This is a genomic window from Gordonia marina (assembly GCF_052036135.1).
Taxonomy (GTDB): domain Bacteria; phylum Actinomycetota; class Actinomycetes; order Mycobacteriales; family Mycobacteriaceae; genus Gordonia.
In genome coordinates this window covers 6,157-32,105 of sequence record NZ_JBPSDN010000027.1, presented here as the reverse complement: position 1 = coordinate 32,105, position 25,949 = coordinate 6,157, and the positions used below count along the sequence as shown (strand labels likewise).

Here is a 25,949-nt window from a genome sequence, read left to right as displayed (position 1 = left end):
TCATGAGTCGATCAGCCCCGCCAGGGTCCGATCGGTGTCGCCGCTCGCGGAGCCGCGCGACCAGGCCGCGATCTCCTCCCGCTCACCGTCACTCACCAGCGGTGCGAGCGCGACCGGGTCGCCGGGACGCCGCGTCACGCCGTCCAGCACGGCGACAAGCCGTTGTCCGAGTCTAGCGACGGTCCCTTCCTCGAAGAGATCTGTCGCGTAAACGATGGACACCTGCCAGGGGGCCCCGGCGTGCGCCTCGACGTGGAACGCAAGATCCACCTGGGCGGGGGTGACCGGCGGCGGGACCGGCGTCACCCGCAGCCCCGGCACCGTCACGTCGCCGGTGCGCTGGTGCGCGTGGATCACCGAGAGCAGCACCTGAGCCAGCGGTGAGAACGCCTGCGATCGCACCGGGTTGAGCCGGTCGACCACCGTCTCGAACGGGACGTCCGCGTGGGCGAACGCTTCGAGGTCGACACCGCGCACCTGCTCGACCAGTTCGTCGAAGGTGGCCGCGATGTCGACGTCGGTGCGGAGGATCAGGGTGTTGACGAACATGCCCACCAGTCCGTCGAGTTCGGCTTGGCCGCGACCGGCGATGGGAGTCGCCACGGCGATGTCCGGGGTCGCCGACAACCGGGAGAGGAGCACGGCGAGGCCCGCGTGCACCACCATGAACGGACTGACCCCGCGCTCCCGCGCCACCTGCTCGACTCTCTCGCCGAGTTCGCGTGGCAGCTCGACGCGCACCTGCGCGCCCACATGCGTCGCGACCGGCGGCCGCGGACGGTCCGCGGGGAGTTCGAGGACATCGGGGAGACCGGCGAGGGCGCGTTCCCAGTGGACCAGCTGGCGGCCGACGACGGAGTCCGGGTCCTCCGGACGGCCGAGTTCGGACTGCTGCCAGAGCGCGTAATCGGCGAACTGCACGGGAAGCTCGGCGAATCCCGGATCCGCGCCGGCCGCGCGCGCCGAGTACGCCCGGATCATGTCCGAGATCAACGGTGCCATCGACTCGCCGTCGCCGACGATGTGGTGGATCACGGTGAGCAGAACCCAGTCGTCCGGCCCGTCCTGGAGGAGGCGGATCCGCAGGGGCGGACGCTCGGCGACGTCGAATCCGGCACCGGCGGCGGCGACGAGCGCGGCCTCGTCGTCGACGACGGCCAGATCGGGCTCGGCGCTCGCCGATCCCGCGGCGTGGATGAGCTGGACGGGCTCACCGGCGACGGCCGGGAACGTGGTCCGCAGGACCTCATGGCGTGCGACGACGTCACGGGCCGCCTGCCTGAGCGCCGTGAGATCCAGCCGGCCCCGCAGACGCACCGCGACCGGGATGTTGTACGTGGGCGCGTCCGGATCGAAGCGGTTGATGAACCACATGCGCTGCTGAGCGAAGGACAACGGAATGCGCTCCGGCCGGGGATGGGCGGCCGAGACGGGCGCCAGCGACGGCGACCGGCCCGAGACGGTGGCCGCCAGTGCCCGAACCGTCGGCGCGTCGAAGACGTCCCGGACCGATATCTGCACGCCGATGGCCCCCGCCACCCGCGCCGCCAAGCGCATCGCGGCCAGTGAATTGCCGCCCAGGTCGAAGAACGACTCGGTGACCGAGACCTCGTCGACGCCGATCAGATCGGCGAACACCCGGGCGATGACGGTCTCGTCTTCGCTCGCCGGCGGCACGTACTCGGCGGCGCCGAGTTCCGGGTCGGGCAGTGCGCGACGATCCACCTTGCCCGCGGCGTTCAGCGGGAGGTCGTCGAGGAGCACCCACGCCGTCGGGCGCATGTACTCGGTCAGCACCGCGCCGAGGGCCGTCTCAATGGTCGCGAGATCCGCTGCCGCCGGAGACACATAGCCGACGAGTTGCTCACCCGCCGGTCCGTCGACCACGCGTGCGGCGGCGAGGACCACGCCCGGCACCGCTGCGATGGCGGCCTCCACCTCACCGAGTTCGAGCCGTTGACCACGGAGTTTCACCTGGAAATCGGTGCGGCCGAGGTATTCGAGGTCGCCGTCGGCGGTGCGCCGGACCAGGTCTCCGGTGCGGTACATCCGCGCTCCGGCGGCGCCGAAGGGGTCGGCGACGAAGCGCTCAGCGGTCAGCTCCGGCCGAGCGGCATATCCGCGGGCGGACTGCACCCCGCCGAGATACAGCTCTCCCGCGACCCCGTCGGGGACCGGATGGAGCCGGTGATCCAGGACGAGCGCCGAGGTGTTGGGCATCGGGCGCCCGATCGGCACCAGCTCACCGACCTCGGTCAGTTCGGCCGACATCGTGTAGACGGCCGCCTCGGTCGGGCCGAACAGATTCACCAGCGTCGCGGCCGGCATCCGCTGAGCGGCCCGCTTCGCGACCGCGGGCAGCAACGCCTCGCCGCCGGAGAACAGCACCCGGACTCCCGGCAGCAGCGGATCGTCGTCGACGACGTCCAGGAAGGCCGACAGCAGGGACGGCACGAACTGCACCACCGTGACACCTGCGCGATCGATCTCCTCCGCCAGGTAGCGGAGATCTCGATGCCCTTGCGCCTCGGCGATCACCATCGTCTGCCCGGTGACCAGCGGCCAGAACAGTTCGAGCACCGAGGCGTCGAAGGTGTGCGGTGTCTTGAACAGCAGTCGCTGTTCGCCCGCCGGAACATGGCCGTCGAACCAGGTGAGGAAGTTCCAGACCGCCTGGTGAGAGACCGTGACGCCCTTCGGTCGTCCCGTCGACCCGGAGGTGAACAACGTGTATGCCGCGTCGGCGGGGCGCAGCGGGGCACGCCGCTGCGACGCGCGCAACGGACCGGTGCCCCACGGCGTATGCGCCGCGGCATCGAACTCGACGACGTGACCACTCAGCGCGGAGACGAAGTCGGGAATCGGGCCTCCTGCACGGACGACGGTCACGCCCACGCCGGCGGTCCGCATCATGTACTCGGCGCGATCGGCGGGTGTGGACGGATCGATCGGCACGTACTGCCCACCCGCGGTCGTGATCGCATGAACAGCGATGACCAGTTCCACGCTGCGGTCCATCACCACCCCGACCGCGACGTCGGGCCCGGCCCCGGCGGCGATCAGGCGTCGCGCCAAGTCACCGACTCGTGCGCCGAACTCCGCGTACGACAGCTCGCGGTCACCCGCGACGAGCGCGATCGCCTCGGGCGATCGCGCGACACTGCGCTCCAGCGCGCCGGCGAGCGTCTCACCGTCGACCGCCGCCGACGGACCATCGGACGCCTCGAGGACGCGGCCTCGTTCCCCCTCCGCCATCAGCGCGACGTCGCCGACCGCGGTACCGGATCGCGTGAGCATCGCGTCCAGCACCCGTACGAAGCGGTCACCGAAGGACGTCACGGTGGCCTCGTCGAACAGATCGGTCGCATAGGTCAGCAGACCAGTCCAGTCCTCACCCTCCTCGCCGGTGACGATGGTGACGTTGAGATCCATCTGAGCCGGGGGCTCGCCGATCTCCGCCGCGCTGATGCTCAGACCGTCCACCTCGATCGCGCCCGGGTCGACCGTCGTCGGGTCGACCGACAGGATCACCTGGACCACCGGGGAGAACGCATCCGACCGGGTCGGGTTCAGCGCATCGACGATCGCCTCGAACGGCACCTCGGCGTTCTCGAACGCCGCGAGGTCATCGCTGCGCACCTGCTTCACGATCGCCGTGAAGTCGTCGGCGGTGTCGATCCGACTCCGCAGGACGAGGGTGTTGACGAACATGCCGACCATGGCGTCCAGCGCGGGCTGCCCGCGGCCGGCCATCGGCGTGCCGATCACGATGTCATCGGACCCGGACAGGCGGCTGAGCAGCACCGCGAACGCGGCGTGCAAGACCATGAACCGGGTGACACCGTGCGCGGCGGCGAACGCGTCGGCGCGCTGCGCGACCCGTGCGGGAATCGTCAGCCGGAGTTGCGCACCGCGGTGCGTGGCCGTGACCGGCCGCGGCCGATCGGCCGGAAGTTCGAGGACGTCGGGCACCCCGGCCAGCGCCGCGCGCCAGAAGCCGAGTTGTCGTCCCATGATCGACGACTGGTCGTCGGGGGCACCGAGGACCTCGTGCTGCCAGATCGCGTAGTCCGCGAACTGGACGTCCAGCGCGCCGATCGTCGGCGCATCGCCCGCTGCTCGCGCCGCGTAACTCGCCATCAGGTCCGCGGCGAAGGGTCCCATCGACTGGCCGTCGAACGCGATGTGGTGCACGACCACGCCGAGGATCCCCTCCGGGCCCGAGGTGGGCAGCCACCGCACGCGCATCGGCCAGTCGACCGTCACGTCGAAGCCGCGCATCAACTCGCTGCGCAATTCGTCGGCGCTCCGCACCGACGCCCAGTCGAGGCGCCGCGCCGCGTCCGCGGCCGGGGACACGTGCTGGGCGGGTTCACCGTCCTGAGCGGGGAACGTGGTGCGCAGCACCTCGTGGCGACCCACGACGTCGATCACCGCCGCGCGCAGCGCCGCCAGGTCGACCGCGCCCTCGAGGCGCAGCACGGTCGGGATGTTGTAGGTCGGCAGTGCCGGGTCGAGCTGATTGATGAACCACATCCGCTGCTGCGCGAACGACAGCGGAATCCGCTCCGGCCGCGGGGCCGCCGCGGTGATCGGGGGCAGCGCGGGCGCCCGGCCGGCGACAGCCGCTGCCAGCGCCCGCACGCTCGGCGCATCGAACACGTCCCGCACCGACAGCGCGACACCCAGCACCTCGGAGGTGCGAGCGACCAGGCGCATCGCCGCCAGTGAGTTCCCCCCGAGATCGAAGAACGATTCGGTCACCGAGACCCGGTCGGCCCCCAGCAGGTCGGCATACACCGCCGCGACAGCTTGCTCGGCGTCGGTCACCGGCGCCGTGTACTCGGCGGCGGTGAACTCCGGTTCGGGAAGCGCCCGGCGGTCGACCTTGCCCGCGGTGTTCAGCGGCATCTCGTCGAGGCTCACCCACACCGTGGGCACCATGTACTCGGGCAGCCGGGCGGCCAGCTCCGTGGCGACCCGGTCGGTGCCGGCCGACGAGGGTGCGACGTAGCCGACCAGTTGATCGCCCGCGGGTCCCTCGACGACGCGGGCCGCAGCGTGGACCACGCCTGGAGCGGCGGCGATCGCCGCCTCGACCTCGCCGAGTTCCATCCGCTGACCACGCAGCTTCACCTGGAAATCGGTGCGGCCCAAGTACTCGAGCTCTCCGTCCGGGCGACGACGCACCAGGTCACCGGTGCGGTACATGCGCGCCGAAGGCTCACCGAACGGATCGGCGACGAAGCGCTCCGCGGTCAGGTCGGCCCGGGACGCGTAGCCGCGCGCGGACTGTACCCCGCCGAGGTACAGTTCGCCGGACACGCCGTCGGGCACCAGGTTCAGGCGATCGTCGAGCACCAGCGCCGTCGTATTGCGCATCGGGCGTCCGATCGGCACCACCTCGCCGACCCGATCCAGATGCGCGGACATCGTGTACACCGCGGCCTCAGTCGGCCCGAAGAGATTCGTCACCGTCGCCTGGGGCACCCGCCGGCGGAAATCCCTCGCGACGGCCGGCGGCAAGGCCTCACCGCCGGAGAACAGCACCCGCAGCCCCGGCAGCAGCGGGCCGTCCCCGACCACGTCCAGGAACGCGGCCAGCAACGAGGGAACGAACTGCACCACGGTGACGCCGGCCTCGTTCATCACGTCCGCGAGATACCGTGGATCGCGGTGTCCCTGCGCATCGGCGATCACCATGGTGCGCCCCGTAGCCAGCGGCCAGAACAGTTCGAGGACCGACGCGTCGAAAGTGTGCGGGGTCTTGAACAGCAATCGCTGATCGCCCGCCGGAACCAACTCGTCGAACCACACCACGAAGTTCCGCACGGCGCGATGCGAGACGGTCACGCCCTTGGGCACGCCGGTCGAGCCCGAGGTGAACAACGTGTACGCCGCGAGACCGGATCGGAGCGCGGTGCCCACGCCGGGAGTGAGCGAAGGCACGTCCACCGGCAGCTCGGCAGCGCCGTCGACCTCGATGACCGGCACGTCGAGCGCCGTGACGTAGTCCGGCGCGGCCTCGGCCGCGGACGTGAGGACCGCGCCGACCCCCGCCGTCCGGGCGATGTAGCTTGCACGGTCGAGCGGCGCGTCGATCGCGATCGGCACGTACTGCCCGCCCGCGGCCATGATCGCGTGCACGGCGATCACCAGTTCCACGCTGCGGTCCATCACCACGCCGACGGCGGAATCCGGACCCACGCCGATCGCGGCGAGGCGGTGCCCGAGTGCGCGGACTCGCACACCGAACTCCCGGTAGGTCACCTCGCGGTCGCCGGCGATCAGCGCCACCGCCTCGGGTACACGCGCCACGCTCGCTGCGACCGCCTCGGCGATCGTCTCGTCGAGCACCGGTTCGAGGGGGCCGGCGGACTCCGCCAGCACCGCCGTCGGTTCGTCGGCGAGCACCAGGGGGACATCGCCGACCGGTGTCTCCGGCGCGGTGAGCGCCCCCGCGAGCACGCGGACGAACCGCGCGCCCAGCGCCTCGATCGTGGACGGCTCGAAGAGATCGGTCGCGTAGGTGAGCACGGCCCGCCATGCCTCGCCGGTCTCCCCGGTGGCGACGGTCAGATTCAGATCGAGCTGGGCCGGCTCGTCGGCCACCTCGACCGGTTCGGCCCGCAGCCCGCCGACCGTGACCGGTTCGGTCGGAGCGCCGACCGGATCCACCGACAGAATCACCTGCACGATCGGGGAGAATGCCTCCGACCGCACCGGATTCAGGGCGTCGACCACCGACTCGAACGGCACCCGGGCGTGATCGAACGCCTCGATGTCGCGGTCGCGGACGTCGGACAGCAGCGACTCGAACGGCACCCGGGCGTCGACACGGGTACGCAGCGCGAGGGTGTTGACGAACATGCCGATGAGGGAATCGAGTTCACGGCGCCCGCGCCCACCGACCGGCGTGCCGATCACGATGTCTCCCGAACCCGACAAGCGCGCCAGCAGGACCGCGAATGCGGCGTGCAGGACCATGAAGCGCGTCGCTCCGTACCGCGGAGCGATCGCATCCACTATTGCGGCGACCTCGGCGGGGATGTCGAAGACGTGCTGCCGACCGCGGTGGCTCGCCACCGGAGGCCGCGGCCGGTCCGACGGCAGGGTCAGGACATCGGGGACGCCGGCCAATTCGTCGCGCCAGAAGGTCAGTTCGCGGCCGACCACCGACTCGGTGTCGCCGGGCTCACCGAGGACCGCGCGCTGCCAGATCGCGTAGTCGGCGTACTGCACGGGCAACGGTTCCAGACCGGGTGCCCGCCCGCCCACGCGGGCCGCGTACGAGGCGAGCAGATCGCTCGCGAGCGGACCGAACGACTGCCCGTCGAAGGCGATGTGGTGGACCACCACGCCGAGGTACGCCTCCCCTGCCCCCGTACGTGCGAGGCGCATGCGGATCGGCCACTCGGTGGCCAGGTCGAATCCCCGGCGGAGTTCGGCGGCGAGATCGTCCGCGGTGGTGCACTCCCGCCAATCGAGCCGGTCGCGCACCTCGTGCACCGGCGACACGACCTGGTGGGGGCGTCCGTCGGCGGCCGGGAACGTCGTCCGCAGGATCTCGTGGCGTCCGACCAGGTCCGCCGCCGCGGCGCGGAGTGCATCCGCATCGATCTCTCCGGTGAGCCGGAACATCGTGGGGATGTTGTAGGTCGACTCGGCAGGGTCGAGACGGTTGATGAACCACATGCGCTGTTGCGCGAACGACAGCGGCACCCGGTCCGGACGTGCCTCCACACGAACGATCGGTGCCAGCATCGGCGAGCGGTCAGCCGCCGTCGCGACCAGCGACCGCACCGACGGCGCGTCGAAGAGGTCGCGCACACTCAGCTCCGCACCCAGCACCTCACCGGCGCGCGCCACCACTCGCATCGCCGACAGCGAGTTGCCGCCCAGGTCGAAGAACGACTCGGTCGCACTGACTCGCGGGACGCCGAGCAGGTCGGCGAACACCTCTGCGACGGCCGTCTCGTTCGCTCCCTCCGGCGCCACGTACTCCGCTTGCGGCATCGCGAGATCCGGGGCGGGCAACGCACGACGATCCAGCTTGCCCGCCGAGTTCAGGACCACCGCATCGAGCGGCATCCACACCGAGGGGCGCATGTAGTCGGGCAGTGCGCCGGCCACCGCGGCCTTGACCGCGTCGAGGTCCACCGACGACGGAGCGACGTAGGCGACGAGGAACTCCCCGCCGGCCGCGGCCCGGGCGACCGTCGCCGCGGTATGCACCACCCCGGGGGCCGCGGCGATCGCCGCCTCGATCTCCCCGAGCTCCACGCGCTGCCCGCGCAGCTTCACCTGGAAGTCGGTCCGCCCCAGATACTCGATCTGCTGATCTGCGGTCCAGCGGACCAGATCACCGGTCCGGTAGAGCCGGGCTCCCGGCGCCCCGAAGGGATCGGCGACGAAGCGCTCCGCCGTCAGCCCGGCCTGCGCCTCGTACCCGCGCGCCACTTGGACTCCACCGAGATAGAGTTCCCCGGGCACCCCGGCGGGCACCGGGTGCAGACGGTCGTCGAGCACCAGCGTCGAGGTGTTCCAGACCGGCGCGCCGATGGTCACTACGTCCGGTGCATCGGACACGTCGGCCCAGCTCACCTCGACCGCGGCCTCGGTCGGACCGAACAGATTGTGGATCTCGGCAGTCGGCCACACCGCATGCGCCGCGGCGACGACCGACGGCGCAAGCGCCTCGCCCGACGCGAACAACCAGCGCAGCGACGTGAGCGCGGCCAGCCGGTCCCGGTCGACCACATCGAGGAACACCGACAGCATCGACGGCACGAAGTGCACGCTCGTCGCGGCGGTTTCAGCGAGCAGATCAGCGAGGTAGTCAGGTTCCCGGTGCCCGCCCTCCCGGGCGATCGCCACGGCGGCGCCGCCGATCAAGGGACCGTACAGTTCCGGCACCGACACATCGAAGGTGTACGGCGTCTTCAGGACGACCCGATCACCGGCGGACCACCCGAACCCGTCCAGCCCCCACCGCAACCGGTTCAGCACCGACCGATGGGTCACCGTGACCCCCTTGGGGACGCCCGTCGAACCCGACGTGAACAGCGTGTACACGGCGTTCTCCGGCCGCAACGGCGCCCACCGGTCGGCATCGGTCACCGCGGGAACCGTCAGGTCCACCGCTTCGCCCGCATCGACCTCGAGGAGTACCACCTCGCCCGCTCCGCCCAACGGCTCGGGCGACTCGCCGGCGGCCACCAGCACCAGCCGCACACCCGCAGTGTCCAGCATGTACCGCGCTCGATTGGCTGGGGTGTCGACGCCGATGGGCACGTAGCGGCCACCGGCGGCGGTCACCGCGTGCACGGCGATCAGGAGTTCCACCCCGCGGCCCAGGCATACACCCACCGGGGTGTCCGGGCGCACTCCCGCAGTGATCAGGCGCCGCGCGAGCGTGGCCACCCGAGCGCCGAACTCGGCGTAGGAGACACTGCGGCCCTCGAACCAGAGGGCTTCGGCCTGCGGCGTCCGGATCACCTGGGCCGCCACCGCATCGGCCACGGTCGCCGTCGGCAGCGCGACCGTGGAGCCGTGGGATGCGGCGAGAATCCGCCCAGTCTCGCCGTCGAGCAGGAGCGGCTCGTCGCCGATCGGGAGTGTGGGTGAGGCGGTCAGCTCGTCGAGCAACCGGACGAACCGCTCGGCGAGCAGCTCGGCGGAGACCGGCTCGAACAGATCCGTCACGTAAGTCAGACTGCCCGACCACGGCCGCGACCGTGGTGCGCTCGCGACGGTGAAGGTCAGATCCACCTGCGCCGGGACCACCGGCGACGGCACCGGTGCGAGCGCGAGACCCGCCACCTCGAAGCCGGCCGCCGCGGCCGCCGCAGCCGGGTCGAAGGAGAGCATCACCTGGGCCAGCGGCGAGAAGGCCTCACTCCGCACCGGATCGAGCGCCTGGACGAGCGCCTCGAACGGAACGTCGGAGTTCGCAAAGGCATCGAGATCCTCGGCGCGCACCTGCTCGACCAGGGCGGCGAAACTCATCGACGATGCGATACGCGTCCGCAACACGAGGGTGTTGACGAACATGCCGACGAGCGGATCGAGGGCCGCCTGCCCGCGACCCGCGATCGGTGTCGCGATCGCCACGTCGTCGGTCGCCGACAGCCGGGCGAGCAGCACACCCAGCGCGGCATGTACCACCATGAACGGGGTCGCATCCCACTCGCGCGCCAGCGTGGTCAGCCGGTCGGCCACCGTCGCGGGGATCTCGAAGTCGACGCGGGCGCCGCGGTGCGACGCCACTGGGGGACGCGGGTGATCGGCCGGAAGTTCCAGCACCTCGGGCAGTTCCGCCAGGCGCTCACGCCAGTAGCCGAGCTGCGCGCCCAGCACCGAGTCGGGATCGTCGATCGAACCCAGCGCCGCGCGCTGCCAGACCGCGAAGTCGGCGAACTGCACCTCGAGCGGTGCGAACGCCGGAGCATCGCCGGCACGGCGCGCCTCGTACGCCCGCACCAGGTCGGCGACCAGTGGCAGCATCGACTCGCCATCGGCCGCGATGTGGTGCACGACGAGCGCGAGGAGATGTTCGTCCGGCCCGTCCGGAAGCACCAGTCCGCGAATCGGCCAGACACGGGTGACGTCGAAGCCGACGCCGACCGCCGCGGCGAACTCGTCGTAGGTGTCGAGTACCCGCCAGTCGAGGAGTTCGGGAACATCCTCGACCGGACTGATCCGCTGCACCGCGGCGCCGTCGACGTCCGGGAACACCGTGCGCAGAATCTCATGGCGGATCACGGTGTCCACGAGCGCCGCGCGCAGCGCACCGAGATCGAGGTCGCCGGTGACGCGCAGCACCACCGGGATGTTGTACGTCGGCGCCTCCGGCTCGAACCGGTTGATGAACCACATCCGCTCCTGGGCGAACGACAACGGGACGTCCGTCGGCCGTGGCGCCGGTGGGATCAGCGGCATCAGCGCGGTGTGGGCGCCGCCCGCTGCCGCAGCCAGGGCGCGCACCGACGGGTCCGCGAACAGATCGCGCACCGACAGCGTCGTGCCGAGCACTTCACCCGCCCGGGCGACGAGCCGCATCGCGGAGAGCGAGTTGCCGCCCGCGTCAAAGAACGACTCGGTGGCACTCATCCGGTCGACACCGAGCACGTCAGCGAAAACCACTGCCAGCCGTTCCTCGACCGGACCCTCCGGCGCCTCGTAGACGTCGGTCGGCGCACCGAACTCGGGCGCCGGCAGCGCCCGACGGTCCAGCTTTCCGGCCGTGTTCAGCGTGATGTCCTCGACCACCATCCACACCGTCGGCACCATGTAGCCGGGCAGCGCCGCCGCCGCCGACGCCTGCACCGCATCCAGCCCGAGCACCTGGCCCGGCCCGGCCGCCAGATACCCGACGAGATGCTCGCCGCCATCGGGCGACTGGGCCACCGTCACCGCCGCATGCACCACACCCGGCGCGGCCGCCAGCACCGCCTCGATCTCACCGAGCTCGATACGCTGCCCACGCAACTTGACCTGAAAATCGGTGCGGCCCAGATACTCCAACGAACCATCGGTGCGGCGACGCACCAGATCACCGGTCCGGTACAACCGCGCACCGGGGCCACCGAACGGGTCGGCGACGAACCGCTCAGCCGTCAGGTCGGCGCGCGAAGCGTAACCGCGGGCCAGCTGCACACCGCCCAGATACAACTCGCCGGGAATCCCGGCGGGAACGAGCCGCAACCGGTCATCGAGCACCAGCGCCGTCGAGTTCCACACCGGAACGCCGATCGGCACCGTGGAATCACCAGCGGACACCCGCTCGATCCGCTCGTAGGTGATCTCGACAGCGGCTTCGGTCGGACCGTACAGGTTGTAGAACAACGCATCGGGCCACACCTCGCGGGCCGGAGCAGCCACCGCCGGAGGCAAGGCTTCACCGGTCGTCGACACGATCCGCACCGAACGGAGAGTCTCCAGCGTCTCGGCAGGCACCACGTCGAGGAATACCGACAGCATCGACGGCACAAAATGCACCATCGTCGCCGAAGTCCGGGCGATCTCCGCGGCGAGATACCCCGGCTCCAAATGCCCGCCAGGCTTGAGCACCACGAGCCTGGCACCGACCATCAATGGTGCGAACAGCTCCGGCACCGAGCAGTCGAAGGTGTACGGCGTCTTCTGCACCACCACGTCCGCCGCCCCGATCGGCAACTCGTCCAGCCCCCACCGCAGCCGGTTCACCACCGCGCCCTGAGACAGCGTCACCCCCTTGGGCATACCCGTCGACCCCGACGTGAACAGCGTGTACACCGCCGCTTCGGGTGCCACGGACACCTCGCCGGCACCCCCGGCCGTCGGCCACACCGCGTCAGCATCGACCGGCATCGACGCATCGACGTCGACGAAGCCGATGCCGATGCCGACCGTGTCTGCGGCCGCGCACGCGGCGCTCGCGGCTGCCCGGTCGGAGACGATCAGAATCCGCACACCGGCCGTGCGCAGCATGTACTCGACCCGGTCGACCGGAGTATCGAGATCTATCGGCACATACTGGCCGCCCGCAGCCACCACCGCATGAACCGCCACCATCATCTCGACCGACCGCGGCACCGCGACCGCCACCGCGGTCTCCGCGCGCACACCCGCGGCGGCCAGTCGCCGCGCCAGCGCCGCCACGCGGAGCCCGAACTCCCGATAGGTCACCTCCCGCTCACCGAAGACCAGCGCCACCGCCTCCGGCGTCCGCGCCACCTGAGCGGCGACCGCACCGGACAGCGACTCGTCGAGGCCCTCGACGATCCGACCGGTCGACTCCGTGACCAGCTGCTGCCGGGCGGAGTCGTCGGTCAGCGGCAGATCCCCGACCAGGGTCTCCGGGGCCCGAGCCGCGGCCCGGAGGACCTCCCGGAGACCGTCGGCGAAGATCTCGATCTGCTCGGTGCCGAAGGCACCCGGGAAGTGCTTGAGATTGGCGATCAGCTGCCCGTCGCGCTCCGCGCTGACAAAAGTGACCGGGTAATGGGTGGCGTCACGCATCTCGATGTCGCGCAACTCCAGTCCCCCGGGACGGGCCGCGGAGATCGACTCGGCGTCGATCGGATACGACTCGTGAAGCACGAGCGTGTCGAACTCGAGCGCGGCCGGTGCGATCGCCGCGAGCGCGGGCAGGCCCACCGACTGGTGGTCGAGCACCCGGACCTTATCGCTCTGCAGTGCCCCGAGAAGGTCCCGGAACGACCGGCCGGGGTCGGCGTCGACCACCACCGGCAGGGTGTTGATGAAGAGGCCGACCATGGTGTCGACGCCGTCGAGATCGGCGGGACGGCCGGACACGGTCTCGCCGAAGCTGACGACGCGATTGCCGGTGACGCGGGCGAGCAGCACCGCCCACGCGGCCTGCAGCACCGTCGCGAGTGTCACCCCGGTGTCCCGCGCCAGGCGGTGGATGGCGGAGACCTCGGCCCGGTCGAGCGTGAACGCGAAGTCCTCCGGCATCGCATCGACGGTCGTCGCGCCGGCGGGCGCGATACGGGTGGGACCCTCGACCGCATGCAGCACACTCCGCCACGCGTCGAGGGCGACGGGGTCAGCGGAACCCGCGACCGCGCGCACGTGATCGGCGAAGCCCTTCTCGTGCGTCGGCGTGTACGGCGAGCCCGTGGCGTACAGGGCGAGCAGATCGGCCATGACGAGCGGGCCCGACCAGCCGTCGAAGAGCAGGTGATGCGAGGTGACCACGAGATCGGCGCCGCCGTCGTGGGTGACGAGCGCCGCGCGGATCAGCGGCGGGGCCGCCAGGTCGAAGCGTTCGAGCCGTTCGGCATCTGCGATCTCGGCGACCCGGGTGGCGACCGCGGCGGCGTCGAGGCCGTCGAGGGCGACGACGCGCAGCGCGACGGGAACCTCCGGCGGCACCACCGCGACGACACCGGCGTCGATCTGCCGGAAGCCGGAGCGGAGTACCCGGTGGTGGCCGACGAGCGCGGTCATCGCGGCGCGCAACCGCGCCTCGTCGACCTCGCCGGCGAAGCCTATCCGTACCTGGATGTGGTAGGCGTCGACCTCGTCGGGACCCGCGAAGACCGACTGGAAGTACAGGCCCAGCTGCAACGGCGTGAGCGGCCATACGTCGGCGCCGGGGAGCTCGCCGGCCAGGCGGTCCAGTTCGGATTGGGTCACGCCGGAGCCGGGCACGTCCGACGGTGAGAGCCCGATGTCGCCGGACGTCGCCGCCGCGGCCTCGGCGAGTTCGGCGGACCAGCGTTCTCCGAGGTCGGTGACGTCGGCGCTGGTCAGCAACGCCTCGGGGAACCGGAAGCGGGTACGCAGCCGGCGGCCGTCACCCTCGGTGATCGCGACCGTGTCGACGACCAGCGCCGCAGGCATGGCCATGTCGCCGTTCGGCGAGCCGGGGAACTCCAGAGCCTCCCCCACCGGGGAGAAGGCCAGGCCCGCGCCGGCGCGAGAATCGCCGACCGCGCCGAGATAGTTGAAGAGGATCGACGGCATCGGCCGTTCGGCGAGCGCACCGCCGGCGCGGTAGCGCAGTTCTCCGAATCCCGCTCCCCGGCCGGGGACACCGAGCCGCTCCTCCTTCGCGGCCTTGATCGCGTGCACCACATCGTCGGCGGGGTCGAGCGCCATCGGGACGAGCGTGGTGAACCAGCCGACCGTGCGCGAAAGATCGGCGCGGACCGGCTCGGCGCCGGTTTCGAGGATCGGCTCGTCGCGGCCGTGCCCTTCGACGAGCACACCGATCTGCTCGTCGTCGACGATCCCGCGGGCCCGCTGCCAACTGCGGATCGCCCGCGCGAGCGTCCCCAGCAGGACATCATTGATGTTCCCGCCGAACGCCTGCGGGAGCGACGTCAGCACCGCATCGGTGATCTCCGGCGTGAGGTGATGCACCACGCTGGTCGCGGTCCGCTCGCGGTCGCGCGCGCGGTCGAACTCGGCGCCCAGGCTGGTAGTCCGTTCCGGGAGACGCGCCAGCCAGTAGCCGGTCTGATCGTGGAAGCCCTTCGCATGCTCGGCGATCGCCGCGGCCCAGGTCCGCTGCGAGGTCACCTCCGGACGCAGCGCGACCTCCGCACCCGACTGCCGCTGGCTCCAGGCCGTGATCAGGTCCTCCACGATCACCGGCCAGGAGACCGTGTCCACCCCCAGGTGATGGATCACCAGGACGATCCGCGCTCCCTCACCATCGGCGGACACCAGCACGGCCTGAACGAGACGTCCCGCGGCGGGATCGAGCCGCCGCGATGCCGCATGGAACGCGGCGCGCAGATCGGCCGCGTAGCCGTTCGAATCGACCGGATGCGGCGAGGTCACCGCGGCCACCGAGTCGGCGGGGTCGAAGCCGGTACCCGCGTCGAGCGACCAGTCGCCGTCCCGGTCGCGAAGGCGCGCCGAGAGCATCGGGTGCACCGTGACGACCGCGGCCAAGAGCTCACCCAGGACAGACTCGGTGAGCCCTTCGGGGGCGACGAGGATCGCGGACTGCGAGAAGTCGGCGAAGTCCCGCGGACCGTCGGACGACTCGAGCATCCAGGAGACCGCGGACCGGATGACCGAGGCCCCGGCGCCGCCGCCGGGCAGTTCCTCGAGCAGCGGCACTCCGCGGTTCAGGTCTGCCGCCAGGGCCGCCATTCTCCGGACCGAGCGGCTCTCGAAGATGTCCTTCGGAGACAGCTCCCACCCGGCCGCACGTGCCGCCGATGCCAGCCGGATCGAGAGGATGGAGTCTCCGCCCAACGCGAAGAACGACTCGGTGACCGACACCCGGTCGATCTCGAGCAGTCCGGCGACGATCGCGGCCAGTTGTTCCTCGATCGGACCGACCGGTGGCACGTAGTCCGCCGCCACGATCTCGAAATCCGGCTCGGGCAGCGCGCGACGGTCCAGCTTTCCCGCGCTGCTGAGGGCCACCTCGTCGAGCCGCATCCAGATCGTGGGCACCATGTACTCGGGCAGTGCCGCCGACACCGAGGCCTTCACCGCGTCGAGATCCACCGAGGCCGGCGACACGTAGCCGACCAGCACCTGGCTTCCGGCCGGGGCCTGCGCGACGACGGCCGCGGCATGGACGACGCCGGGCGTCGCGGCGATCACCGCCTCGATCTCGCCCAGTTCGATACGCTGGCCGCGCAGTTTCACCTGGAAATCGGTGCGCCCGAGGTAGACGAGCGATCCGTCGGCCCGCCTGCGCACCAGGTCGCCGGTGCGGTAGAGCCGCGCGCCGGGCCCACCGAACGGGTCGGCCACGAACCGCTCAGCCGTCAGATCCGGACGCGACGCATAGCCACGTGCCAACTGCACACCGCCCAGATACAGCTCGCCCGGCACCCCGTCCGGCACCAGACACAGTCGCGGATCGAGGACCAGGGCGCGCGTGTTCGCCACCGGACGGCCGATCGGCACCTCTACCTCGCCCGGCAGGACGCGGGCGGCGGTGACGTCCACCGCGGCCTCGGTCGGACCGTACAGATTGTGCAGTTCCACGCCGGGCAGCGCCGAGAGCAGTGCCTGCGCAACCGTCGGAGTCAGTGCCTCACCCGAGGTGAACACCGCACGCAACGAGGTCAGCTCTCCCAGTCGCCCGCCGAGGACGTCCACGAACACCGACAGCATCGACGGCACGAAGTGCACCAGGGACACACTCTCGCGCGTGAGGGTCGCCGCCAGATACTCGGGTTCGCGGTGTCCGCCCGGCCGGGCGACGACCAGCCGCGCGCCGACCGTGAACGGGAGGTACAGCTCCCACACGGACACGTCGAACGTATACGGCGTCTTCAGCAGGAAACGGTCCCCCGCATCGATGCCGTAGTCACGCCGCATCCACTCGAGGCGATTGACCACCGCATCGTGCGCGACCGTCACGCCCTTGGGAACGCCCGTCGATCCGGACGTGAAGAGCGTGTAGAGGGCGGTATCACCCTGCACCGGCGCCATGCGCTCGCGGTCGGTCACCGGTCCCGCCGCACGATCCACCTCGGCCGACGAATCGACCTCGTGCAGTCGCACACCCGCCGCGCCGGCCAGCGGCGCGGGCACATCTCCCGCGGCGACCAGCACGAGCGACGCCCCGGCAGCGGCCAGCATGCCCACCGCTCGTTCGCGCGGCACATCCATACCGACGGGCACATACTGGCCACCGGCCGCGGTGATCGCGTGAACCGCGAGCACCAGCTCCACGCTGGGCTCCAGGCACACACCCACGGCCACATCGGGGCCCACGCCCACGCTGATCAGCTCCCGCGCGAGGGCGGCCACTCGCGCGCCGAACTCGCCGTAGGAGACAATCCGGTCCTCGAAGACCACCGCGGGCGCGGACGGAGTCCGCGCGCAGCAGGCGGCGACGACATCGGCCAGCCGGCCGGTCGGAACGTCGACGACCGGTCCAGCCGAGGCCGCGAGGACCCGGACCGCCTCCGCATCGAGAAGCATGGACTCGTCGCCGACGGGGGTGTCGGGGTGTGCGGTCAGCTCACCCAGCAGCCGGACGAACCGCTCGGCGAACCGCTCCGCCGACGCCGGCTCGTACAGGTCGGTCGCGTAGATGATCGTTCCGCTCCACGCCTCGGACTCGGCGGCACTCGCGATCGTCACCGTCAGATCCACCTGGGCGGGCACGACGGGCGGCGGCGCGGGCACGATCGACAGCCCGGCGACCTCGAGCCCGGCCGCGGCCGCGGACGCCGCCGGATCCAGCGACAGCATCACCTGGGCGAGCGGGGAGAACGCTTCGCTGCGGACCGGATCCAGCGCCTGCACGAGTGCCTCGAACGGAATGTCCGCGTTGGCGTAGGCGTCGAGGTCGTCGGTGCGAATCCGCTCGACTAGCGTGCGGAACGAGGCGGCCGGATCGACGTGCGCACGCAGCACCAGAGTGTTGACGAACATGCCGACCAGCGGCTCGAGGACTTCTTGGCCGCGGCCCGCCGTCGGTGTCGCGACGGCGATGTCGTCGGTGGCCGACAGCCGGGCGAGCAGCACCGCGAGCGCGGCGTGCAGCACCATGAAGGGCGTCGCGTCCACTTCCCGCGCCAGTGCCGTCAGCCGGCCAGCGACGGCGGCCGAGATCCCGAAGTCGATCTGTTCACCGCGGTGCGACGCCCGGGCCGGCCGCGGATGATCCGCGGGCAGTTCCAAGACGTCGGGGAGGCCGGCGAGTCGTCCACGCCAGTACGCGAGTTGCGCGCCGAGCACCGAGGACGCGTCGTCCGGGCTGCCGAGCGCCGTGCGCTGCCACAGCGCGAAATCGGCGAACTGGATCGCCAACGGCGAAAAGCTCGGGATCTCGCCGCCGCGCCGCGCGGTGTAGGCCGTCACCAGGTCCGCGACCAGCGGCAGCAATGACTCGCCGTCCGCGCCGATGTGATGGGCGATCAGCCCGAGGAGATGTTCCCCGGGCGCGCTCTGCCAGACCAGCACGCGGATCGGCCACGACGTCGTGACGTCGAACCCCTCCGCCGCGGCCCCGGCGAATTGCTCCGCCGAGTCGAGGATTCGCCAATCGAGCTTCGCCGGAATGTCGGTCACCGGCGAAATCAGTTGTACCGCGACGCCGTCGACGTCGGCGAAGACGGTGCGCAGCACTTCGTGCCGTGCCACCACGTCGCCGACGGCGGCGCGCAGCACGTCGAGGTCCAGGTCTCCCCCGATGCGCAGCGTCATCGGGATGTTGTAGGCGGGGTCGTCCGGATCGAACCGGTTGATGAACCACATCCGTTCCTGCGCCAGCGACAACGGCAGCAGGTCCGGGCGGGCGTCCGGAGCGGTCAGCGCGGGCAACGCCGCGCCCAGGTCGCTCACCTTCGCCGCGAGTCCGCGGACGGTGGGCGCGGCGAAGATGTCGCGCATGTTCACGTAGACGCCCAGCACCTCGCAGGCGCGTCCGACGATCTTGGCGGCCAGGAGCGAGTTTCCGCCCAGTTCGAACACCGATTGGGTCACGCTGACGAGGTCGAGGCCCAGCACCTCGCCGACGATCCCGGCGAGCTGCTGCTCCACCCGGTTCGCCGGGGCCACGAACTCGGCCTGCGAGGCGACGACCGGTTTCGGCAGCGCGCGGCGGTCCAGTTTGCCGCTGACGTTCAGGGGCAGCCGGTCCAGCACCATCACGACGTCCGGGACCATGTAGTCGGGCACCTTCGAGGATGCCGCTTCGCGTACCTTCGCCGCATCGAGGGAGCCGCCGTCGGGCATCGTGCCGACCACGTACCCGACGAGTTGCTCCGGAAAGCCGTCGCGCTGCTTCACCGCGGCGGCCGCGGCGTTGACACCGTCGGCGGATTCGAGCGCGGCCTCGACCTCACCAAGCTCGATCCGGTAGCCGCGCACCTTCACCTGATCGTCGGCGCGGCCGAGGAACTCCAGGCCGCCCCCGCGGATGATCGCCACGTCGCCGGACTGGTACATGCGGTCGCCGGGCTCGCCGAACGGATCGGCGACGAAGCGGGTCGAGGTGAGATCGAAGCGGCCGTCGTAACCGCGCGCGAGTTGGTCACCGGCCAGGTAGAGATCGCCCGGCACCCCGTCGGGAACCTGCTTCAAGCGCGCATCCAGCACGTAGACGCGCGACGTCGGCAGCGCAGTGCCCACGTCGCTGGCGAGGGTCTCGCGAACGAACTCCCGGGTCAGCTCCCGCCGCGTCAGATAGACGGTCGCCTCGGTCGGGCCGTACATGTTGTTGAGTTGAGGTCCGTCATTGCCGTCGTACCGCTCGCGATCGTCGAACCAGCGGCGCACCTGCGCGAAGTCCAGGGCCTCCCCGACGAAGATCATCGAGCGCACCGACGGCGACAACCTTCCCGGCGCCGGCTCGCGGACCGCCGCGGCCAGTTGATAGAACGCCGACGGGGTGAGGTTGACGACGGAAATCCGCTCGCGCTCGAGCACCTTGACGAACTCGTCGGGAGCCCGCGTGGTCAGGTAGTCGAGGACGACGAGACGCCCGCCGAAGGCCAACGCCGGCCAGATCTCGCCGACGGAGAGGTCGAAGCCGTACGACTGGAACATGCTCCACACGTCGTCGGGCGAATAGTCGTACTCGTTCGCCAGCGCCCCGAGCAGGGCGACCAGGTCGGCGTGCGTCACGACGACGCCCTTGGGCCGGCCGGTGGAGCCCGACGTGTACATCACGTACGCGGCGTGGCGCGGGTCGACCGCGCGCGGGATCATCGACCGCGCCGGCTCGGTGGCCCCGCTGGCCGCCTCGTCGACGGTCATCAGCGGAAAACCGGTGCCCGCCCACAGTTCCCGCCCGGCCGGATCGGTGAGGATCAGCACGGGCGCGGCGTCGTCGATGATCGAACGCAGCCGGTCGACCGGGTGCGACGTGTCCAGCGGCAGATAGGCGGCACCGGTCTTGAGCGTTGCCACCAGGGCGACGATCAGGTCGACGGTGCGCGGCAGCGCCACGCCGACCCGGGTCTCCGGGCCCGCCCCCGCGGCGATCAGCCCCGCGGCGAGGGTGTCCGAGCGCTCATCGAGCTCCCGGTAGGTCAGCGAGCCTCCGTCGAGGTCCGAGACGGCGACCCGGTCGGGTTGACGGCGGGCCACGCCGCGGAAGATCCCCGGCATCGAGGCGAGGTCTTCGCTGCCCGCAGCGTCGTACACCGCGGCGGCGATCCCGGACAGGACCGCGGCCGAACGCGCCGCGATCTCATCTGGTGAGAGCTCGGTGACCGGGAGGGCTCCGGTGATCGCCGCGTTGACCGCGATACCCGCGTCCAGACCCTGTGCCGCGAGCACACCCGCGGTCGCCGACACCTGGGCATGCAAGCTCGCGAAGGTGACCGGGGAACCTTCGCGATCGATGACGATCCGGTCCGGATCGACGGCGGCCACAAAGGCGATCTGATCGACGACGGCCGGGGAGCCTCCCCACAGCCGAGCGAACTCAAGTCCCGTTGGCGTGGGAAGTGTCATTTCGGCTGGGATCCCTCCGGTTCGAGTACGCCGGTGGCCTCCAAGGCGTGCCGGCGCAATTCTCCGAGTGCGTCACCGAGGGCCTCGGCGCCCGCCGCGGCGAGCCCGGGAACCACTGTGAGCAGCGCCGTGGTCAGTGCCGCATCCGCATCGGCCATGGCCGCGGCCATCACCGAAGCCGTTCCGGAGAGCGTCGCGAAGTCGACCTCCGTGCCCATCGCGCTCACCGCGCGCATCTGCGGAGCGGCCACGGCGGCCTGCGCGACCAGGTCGCTGAGCGGGGTATCGATCTCGGTGACGGCGTCCTCGACGGCGGCCACCTCGTCCGGCGTCGCGATCGAGATGTCACCCAGGATCGTTTCGGGATCGGCGGCGATCGTCTCCAGCACCCGCAGATAGCGATCGGCGAACACCTGCACGGTGCGCTGGTCGAACAGGTCCGCCGAATACAGCAGCTCCGCGCGGATCGCGTCGTCGACGGTGCGCGCACCGAGCGCGATCGGGTCGCTCGGGAACAGCGTCAACTGCAGGTCGACCTTAGCCGGAGTGTCGGCTTCGGGCACCGCGGTGATCGTCAGACGATCGAGGGCCACCGCCGGGAATTCGAGATTCTGGAACGAGAACACCACCTGGAACACCGGATTGAACGCATTCGAGCGCGGCACGCCGAGCTCGGCGACGACCGACTCGAAGGCCACGTCCGCATGCGCCATGTCGGCCAGATCGTCATCGCGCACCTGCTCCAGGAACGCGCCGAACGGCATGCCGGGGTCGATGGCCGTACGCAAGGCCAGCGTGTTCACGAACATTCCGACGAGGTCGTCGAGCACGGCCTGCCCGCGTCCCGCGTGCGGCGTGCCCACCACCACGTCGGTGCTGCCGCTGAGCCTTCCGAGCAGCAGGGCGAGTGCCGCATGGGTCACCATGAACAGCGTGGCGTTGTGCTGACGCGCGACCCTCTCCAAGTCCACCACCAGGTCGGCGGGCAGATCGAAATGAATGGTCCCGCCGGCCCCGCTCGAGATGGCCGGCCGCGGCCGGTCGGCGGGCAGCTCGATCGACTCCGGCGCTCCGGTCAGGCGCTCGCGCCAGTAGTTCACCTGCCGGTCACGCAGGGTCACCCCGTCGTCGTCGGACGCCGACAGCCGCCCTTCCTGCCAGACGGCGTAGTCCGCGTACTGCACGGCCAGCGGATACCACCGTGGACTCTCGCCCGAGTGGCGAGCACCGTAAGCGACCATGAAGTCGTGCGCCAGCGGCGCCATCGACGCACCGTCAGCACTGATGTGATGGATCACGAAGGCCAGCACGTGATCGTCCTCGGCGACCTTCAACAGGCGGATGCTGACGGGCACGGTCGTCGCCACGTCGAAGCCACGATCGGTGACCTCGGAGATCGCCGCCTCCAGCGGCCCGGTGACGTCGACGGGCTCCAGGTCGAGGGACGCCAGCATCACCTCGGCCGGCTCGACGACCATCATCGGGGTGCCCCCCTGCATCGGGTAGCGGGTGCGCAGCGGCGCTTGGCGTTCCACCAGGTCGGCGACGGCCCCCCGCAGCGCGGCGAGATCGAGCGATCCCCGCAGCCGGAGGACGAGCGGGAGGTTGTATGCCGCCGAGTCGATGTCGGCCTGATTGAGCAGCCACATGCCGCGCTGGGCTTCGGAGACGGGCACCGGGCCGGGGTGGTCGAGCGCCGTCAGCTCCGGACCGCGATCGGTGTCAGTCAGCTTCTCGACCTCGGCGGCGACGCCGGCGACGTCGTCGCCGTCGAAGATGGTGCGCACGGTGACCGAACGACCCACCGCCTCGGACAGCCGGGCCGCCAGCCGCGCCGCCGACAGCGACGTCCCGCCCAGTGCGAAAAAGCTGTCCCGGACGCTGACCCGTTCGACGTCGAGCATCTCGGCGTAGACCTGAGCGATGGCCTCTTCCAGCGCGGTTCGCGGTGCGAGGTACTCCGAGCTGGACGAATGAAACTCCACCCGGGGCATCCGCCGACGGTCGATCTTGCCGACGAGCGTGGTCGGGAACTCGTCGATCACCATCACGGTGTGCGGCACCAGGTGCGGCGGCAGGTGCGCGGACACGAACTCCAGCACCTCGTCGGGTCCGATGTCCGAACCCTCGACGAGACTCACGTAGGAGACGAGCACCGTGTCGCCGGCGGGCCCTTGCGCACCCAGACTCAATGCGTTGCCGACGTCCGGGTGCGACAGCAACGCGGCATCGACCTCGCCCGGCTCGATCCGCATCCCGCGGATCTTGAGCTGAAAGTCGCTCCGTCCGCGGAAGTCCAGCCGCCCGTCCGCGCGGCGTGCGGCCCGGTCGCCTGTGCGGTACATCCGCGTGCCAGGCTCGAACGGACTCGCCACGAAGGCGGCCGCGGTCTGGCCGGGGTTGTGGAGGTACCCGAGAGCGAGCTGATCACCGGTGAGGTAGAGATCACCCGTCGCGCCGACGGGGGCCGGATGCAGCGCGGCGTCGAGCACCAGTGCGCCGACCCCGTCGAGGCCGCGACCGATGGTGATCTCGTCGTCCTGCTCGTAGGGGCCGTCGCCGGTCGCCCAGACCGTCGCTTCGGTCGGTCCGTACAGGTTGAAGAAGGCGCGGTCCGCCGCCCTCCACTGGCGCATGAGGTCGGGCGGGCACGCCTCGCCGGCGCTGAGGGCCACCTCCAGCGAAGGCACCGCGGCGGGATCGATGGTGCGCAGCGCCGAGGGCGTCATGACGGCGTGACTCACACCGTTCTCGGAGATCAGACGTTCCAACTCCTGACCCGCGTAGGTGTTCACCTCGGCGACCACGAGCCGGCCACCGGGGGCGAGCGCCATGAGCATCTCAAAGACCGACGCATCGAAGCTCGGCGAGGCGACGTGCAGGACACGTGAGTTCTCGGTGAGACCGAAGACCCGCTGCTGGTTCTCCACGAGGTTGGCGAGACCGCGGTTGGGCACGACGGTGCCCTTCGGCGTACCCGTCGAGCCGGAGGTGTAGATCAGATAGGCGGGATCGTCGAGCTGCGGAGTCCGGAGGAGTTCGGCCTCCGTGATCGGCTCGGCACTGTGTGCCGCGAGCGCCTCCTGCACCTGCGGGTCGTCGATGACGATCCAATCGGTTCCGAGGTGACATTCGATCCCGACGCCACCGAGTGCCAGGCCGAGCATCGCTCCGGCGTCGGCGAGCATCATCTCGCGCCGCTCCGCCGGGTGCCGGGGATCGACGCTGACGAAGGCGGCGCCGGTCTTGGCTACCGCGACGCACGCAACCACCGACCATTCGCACCGCGCCATGTCGACGGCGACGACGGAGCCGGGTCCGGCGCCCCGGGCGATCAGCTCGCGGGCGAGCCGGTTGGTGGCCTGCTCGAACTGCTGCGCCCCGATGCTCTGCGCGCCGATGACGGCCACCGCATCGGGCGGGCGCAGCGCCTCGCCCCGGTTCAGGATGTCCCGCAGGGTGGACGGCTGGGCACCGCGCGCACGCCGCGTGAGCGCCTCGCGCTCGCTGCGCGGCACCAGGCTCAGCTCGGCGAGGGACCGATCCGGATCGTCGAGCATGGTGCGAACGAATCGGTCGAGGAAGCTGATGAACCGCGCGTGGTGCGCGCCCAGCGTCTCCTCGGTGTAGAGGCCCGGATTGCCGTGCAGATCCACCGAGAGCGGAGCGTCCGGCCCCGGCTGGTAGAGCATCACGAGCAGGTCTTCCAGCGCTCCGGCCGCGAGGATGTGGTAATCGAGTTCCCCGCCGTCGATGGCGAGCGGCGTGTCGAAGAAGATCATGTTGACTGTCGGGCCGAAGGACATCGAGGCACTCGACAGGCCCGCATCCCGGCGGATGTCGTCGGAGCGGTACCGCTGATGGCGGAGCGCACCCGTCAGTTCCAGCAGTGTCGCCGCGATCAGCTCCCGGCCGGTGGCCGCCGCGTGCGCCTGCAGTCGTACCGGGACGACGTTGGAGACCATGCCCGCCGAGTCTTTGATCTTCGCCGTGAGCCGGCCCGCCACCGGCAGACTGAGGACGACGTCGTCGGAGCCGCTCATCCTCGCGAGATAGGCGCCGAACGCGGCGGTGACCACCACCGCGGGAGAACTGCCGAGGTCATGGGCGAGAGCCTCGATGCCGTTCTGCAGGTCCGCGGTGAGCACCCGTTCGCTCACGATGTTCTCGAACGAGGGCGAGACGGCGCCCTTCCGGTCGGCGAGGCCGATCCCCTCGGGCAGGTCCCGGACCCGCTCGGACCAGTGCGCCCGGTCGGTCTCCCGCCGCCTGCTGTCTTCGTATCCGTAGGCGTACTCGTTGAGTTCGGCGAGCGTCGCGCCGGGCTTCGCATCGACCACACCCCCGGCACGGAGTGTGTTGTAGCGGCGCAGCACTCGCTTGAGCATGGTCATGGCGCCGTAACCGTCGATCACCAGATGATGTCCACGCAAGTACCAGATCGTGTGGTCGTCGGCGACCCGAATCAGCGCCGACGCGGCCAAGGAATCCCGGATCAGGTCGATCGTGCGACCGTACTCGGCGAGCATCCAGCGTTTGGCCTCGCCGAGGGGATCGGGGGCGGACCGGAAGTCGATCCGTTCGACCTTCTGGTCGTACTCCGGATCGACGTACTGCATAGGAATGCCGTCGACCTCGACGATCCTCAGATACGGAGATTCGAGCTCCCGGCCGACGACCTCAGTGCAGTCGGCGAGCAGATCCAGATCGAGTTCGCCCGGTTCGTGCCGGATGTCGACGTATTGAGCGATGTTGACCGAGTAATCGGGCGTCAGGCGATCGGCGAACCAGATTCCGCGCTGGGCCGGGGTCAGCGGAAGCAACCCGGGTCGCCGACCGGCCACTCCCGAGCTTTCCCTCGCCGCATTCCCGGCGTCTACCTGCTGCGCCACTGCGCTCTCACCTCTCAATGCACCCGCTCGTCGTTCACTACCGCGTCAACCCCGTACGGGGCCCAGCCGTACTCAAACCGTCCGTCGGGTGCGGCCCCTCCCTCTCGTTCCACATGCCATCTCGTAACGGTCCCATTCTTCCTGCCCGGCGACAGCGGA

General features: G+C 70.6%; 2 protein-coding genes. Both read right to left on the bottom strand.

Annotated features, from left to right (window positions below):
- The gene (locus ACSEEN_RS15885; RefSeq protein ID WP_440713699.1) at positions 1-20,898 is read right to left on the bottom strand and encodes a non-ribosomal peptide synthase/polyketide synthase; all 20,898 of its coding nucleotides are present in this window, start codon (positions 20,896-20,898) and stop codon (positions 1-3) included.
- Complete coding sequence (locus ACSEEN_RS15880) at positions 20,895-25,742, bottom strand: non-ribosomal peptide synthetase (protein WP_440713698.1); 4,848 nt, start codon at positions 25,740-25,742, stop codon at positions 20,895-20,897. Before ACSEEN_RS15880 ends, ACSEEN_RS15885 begins: the two co-directional genes overlap by 4 nt.
- Positions 25,743-25,949 lie beyond the last annotated feature (207 nt).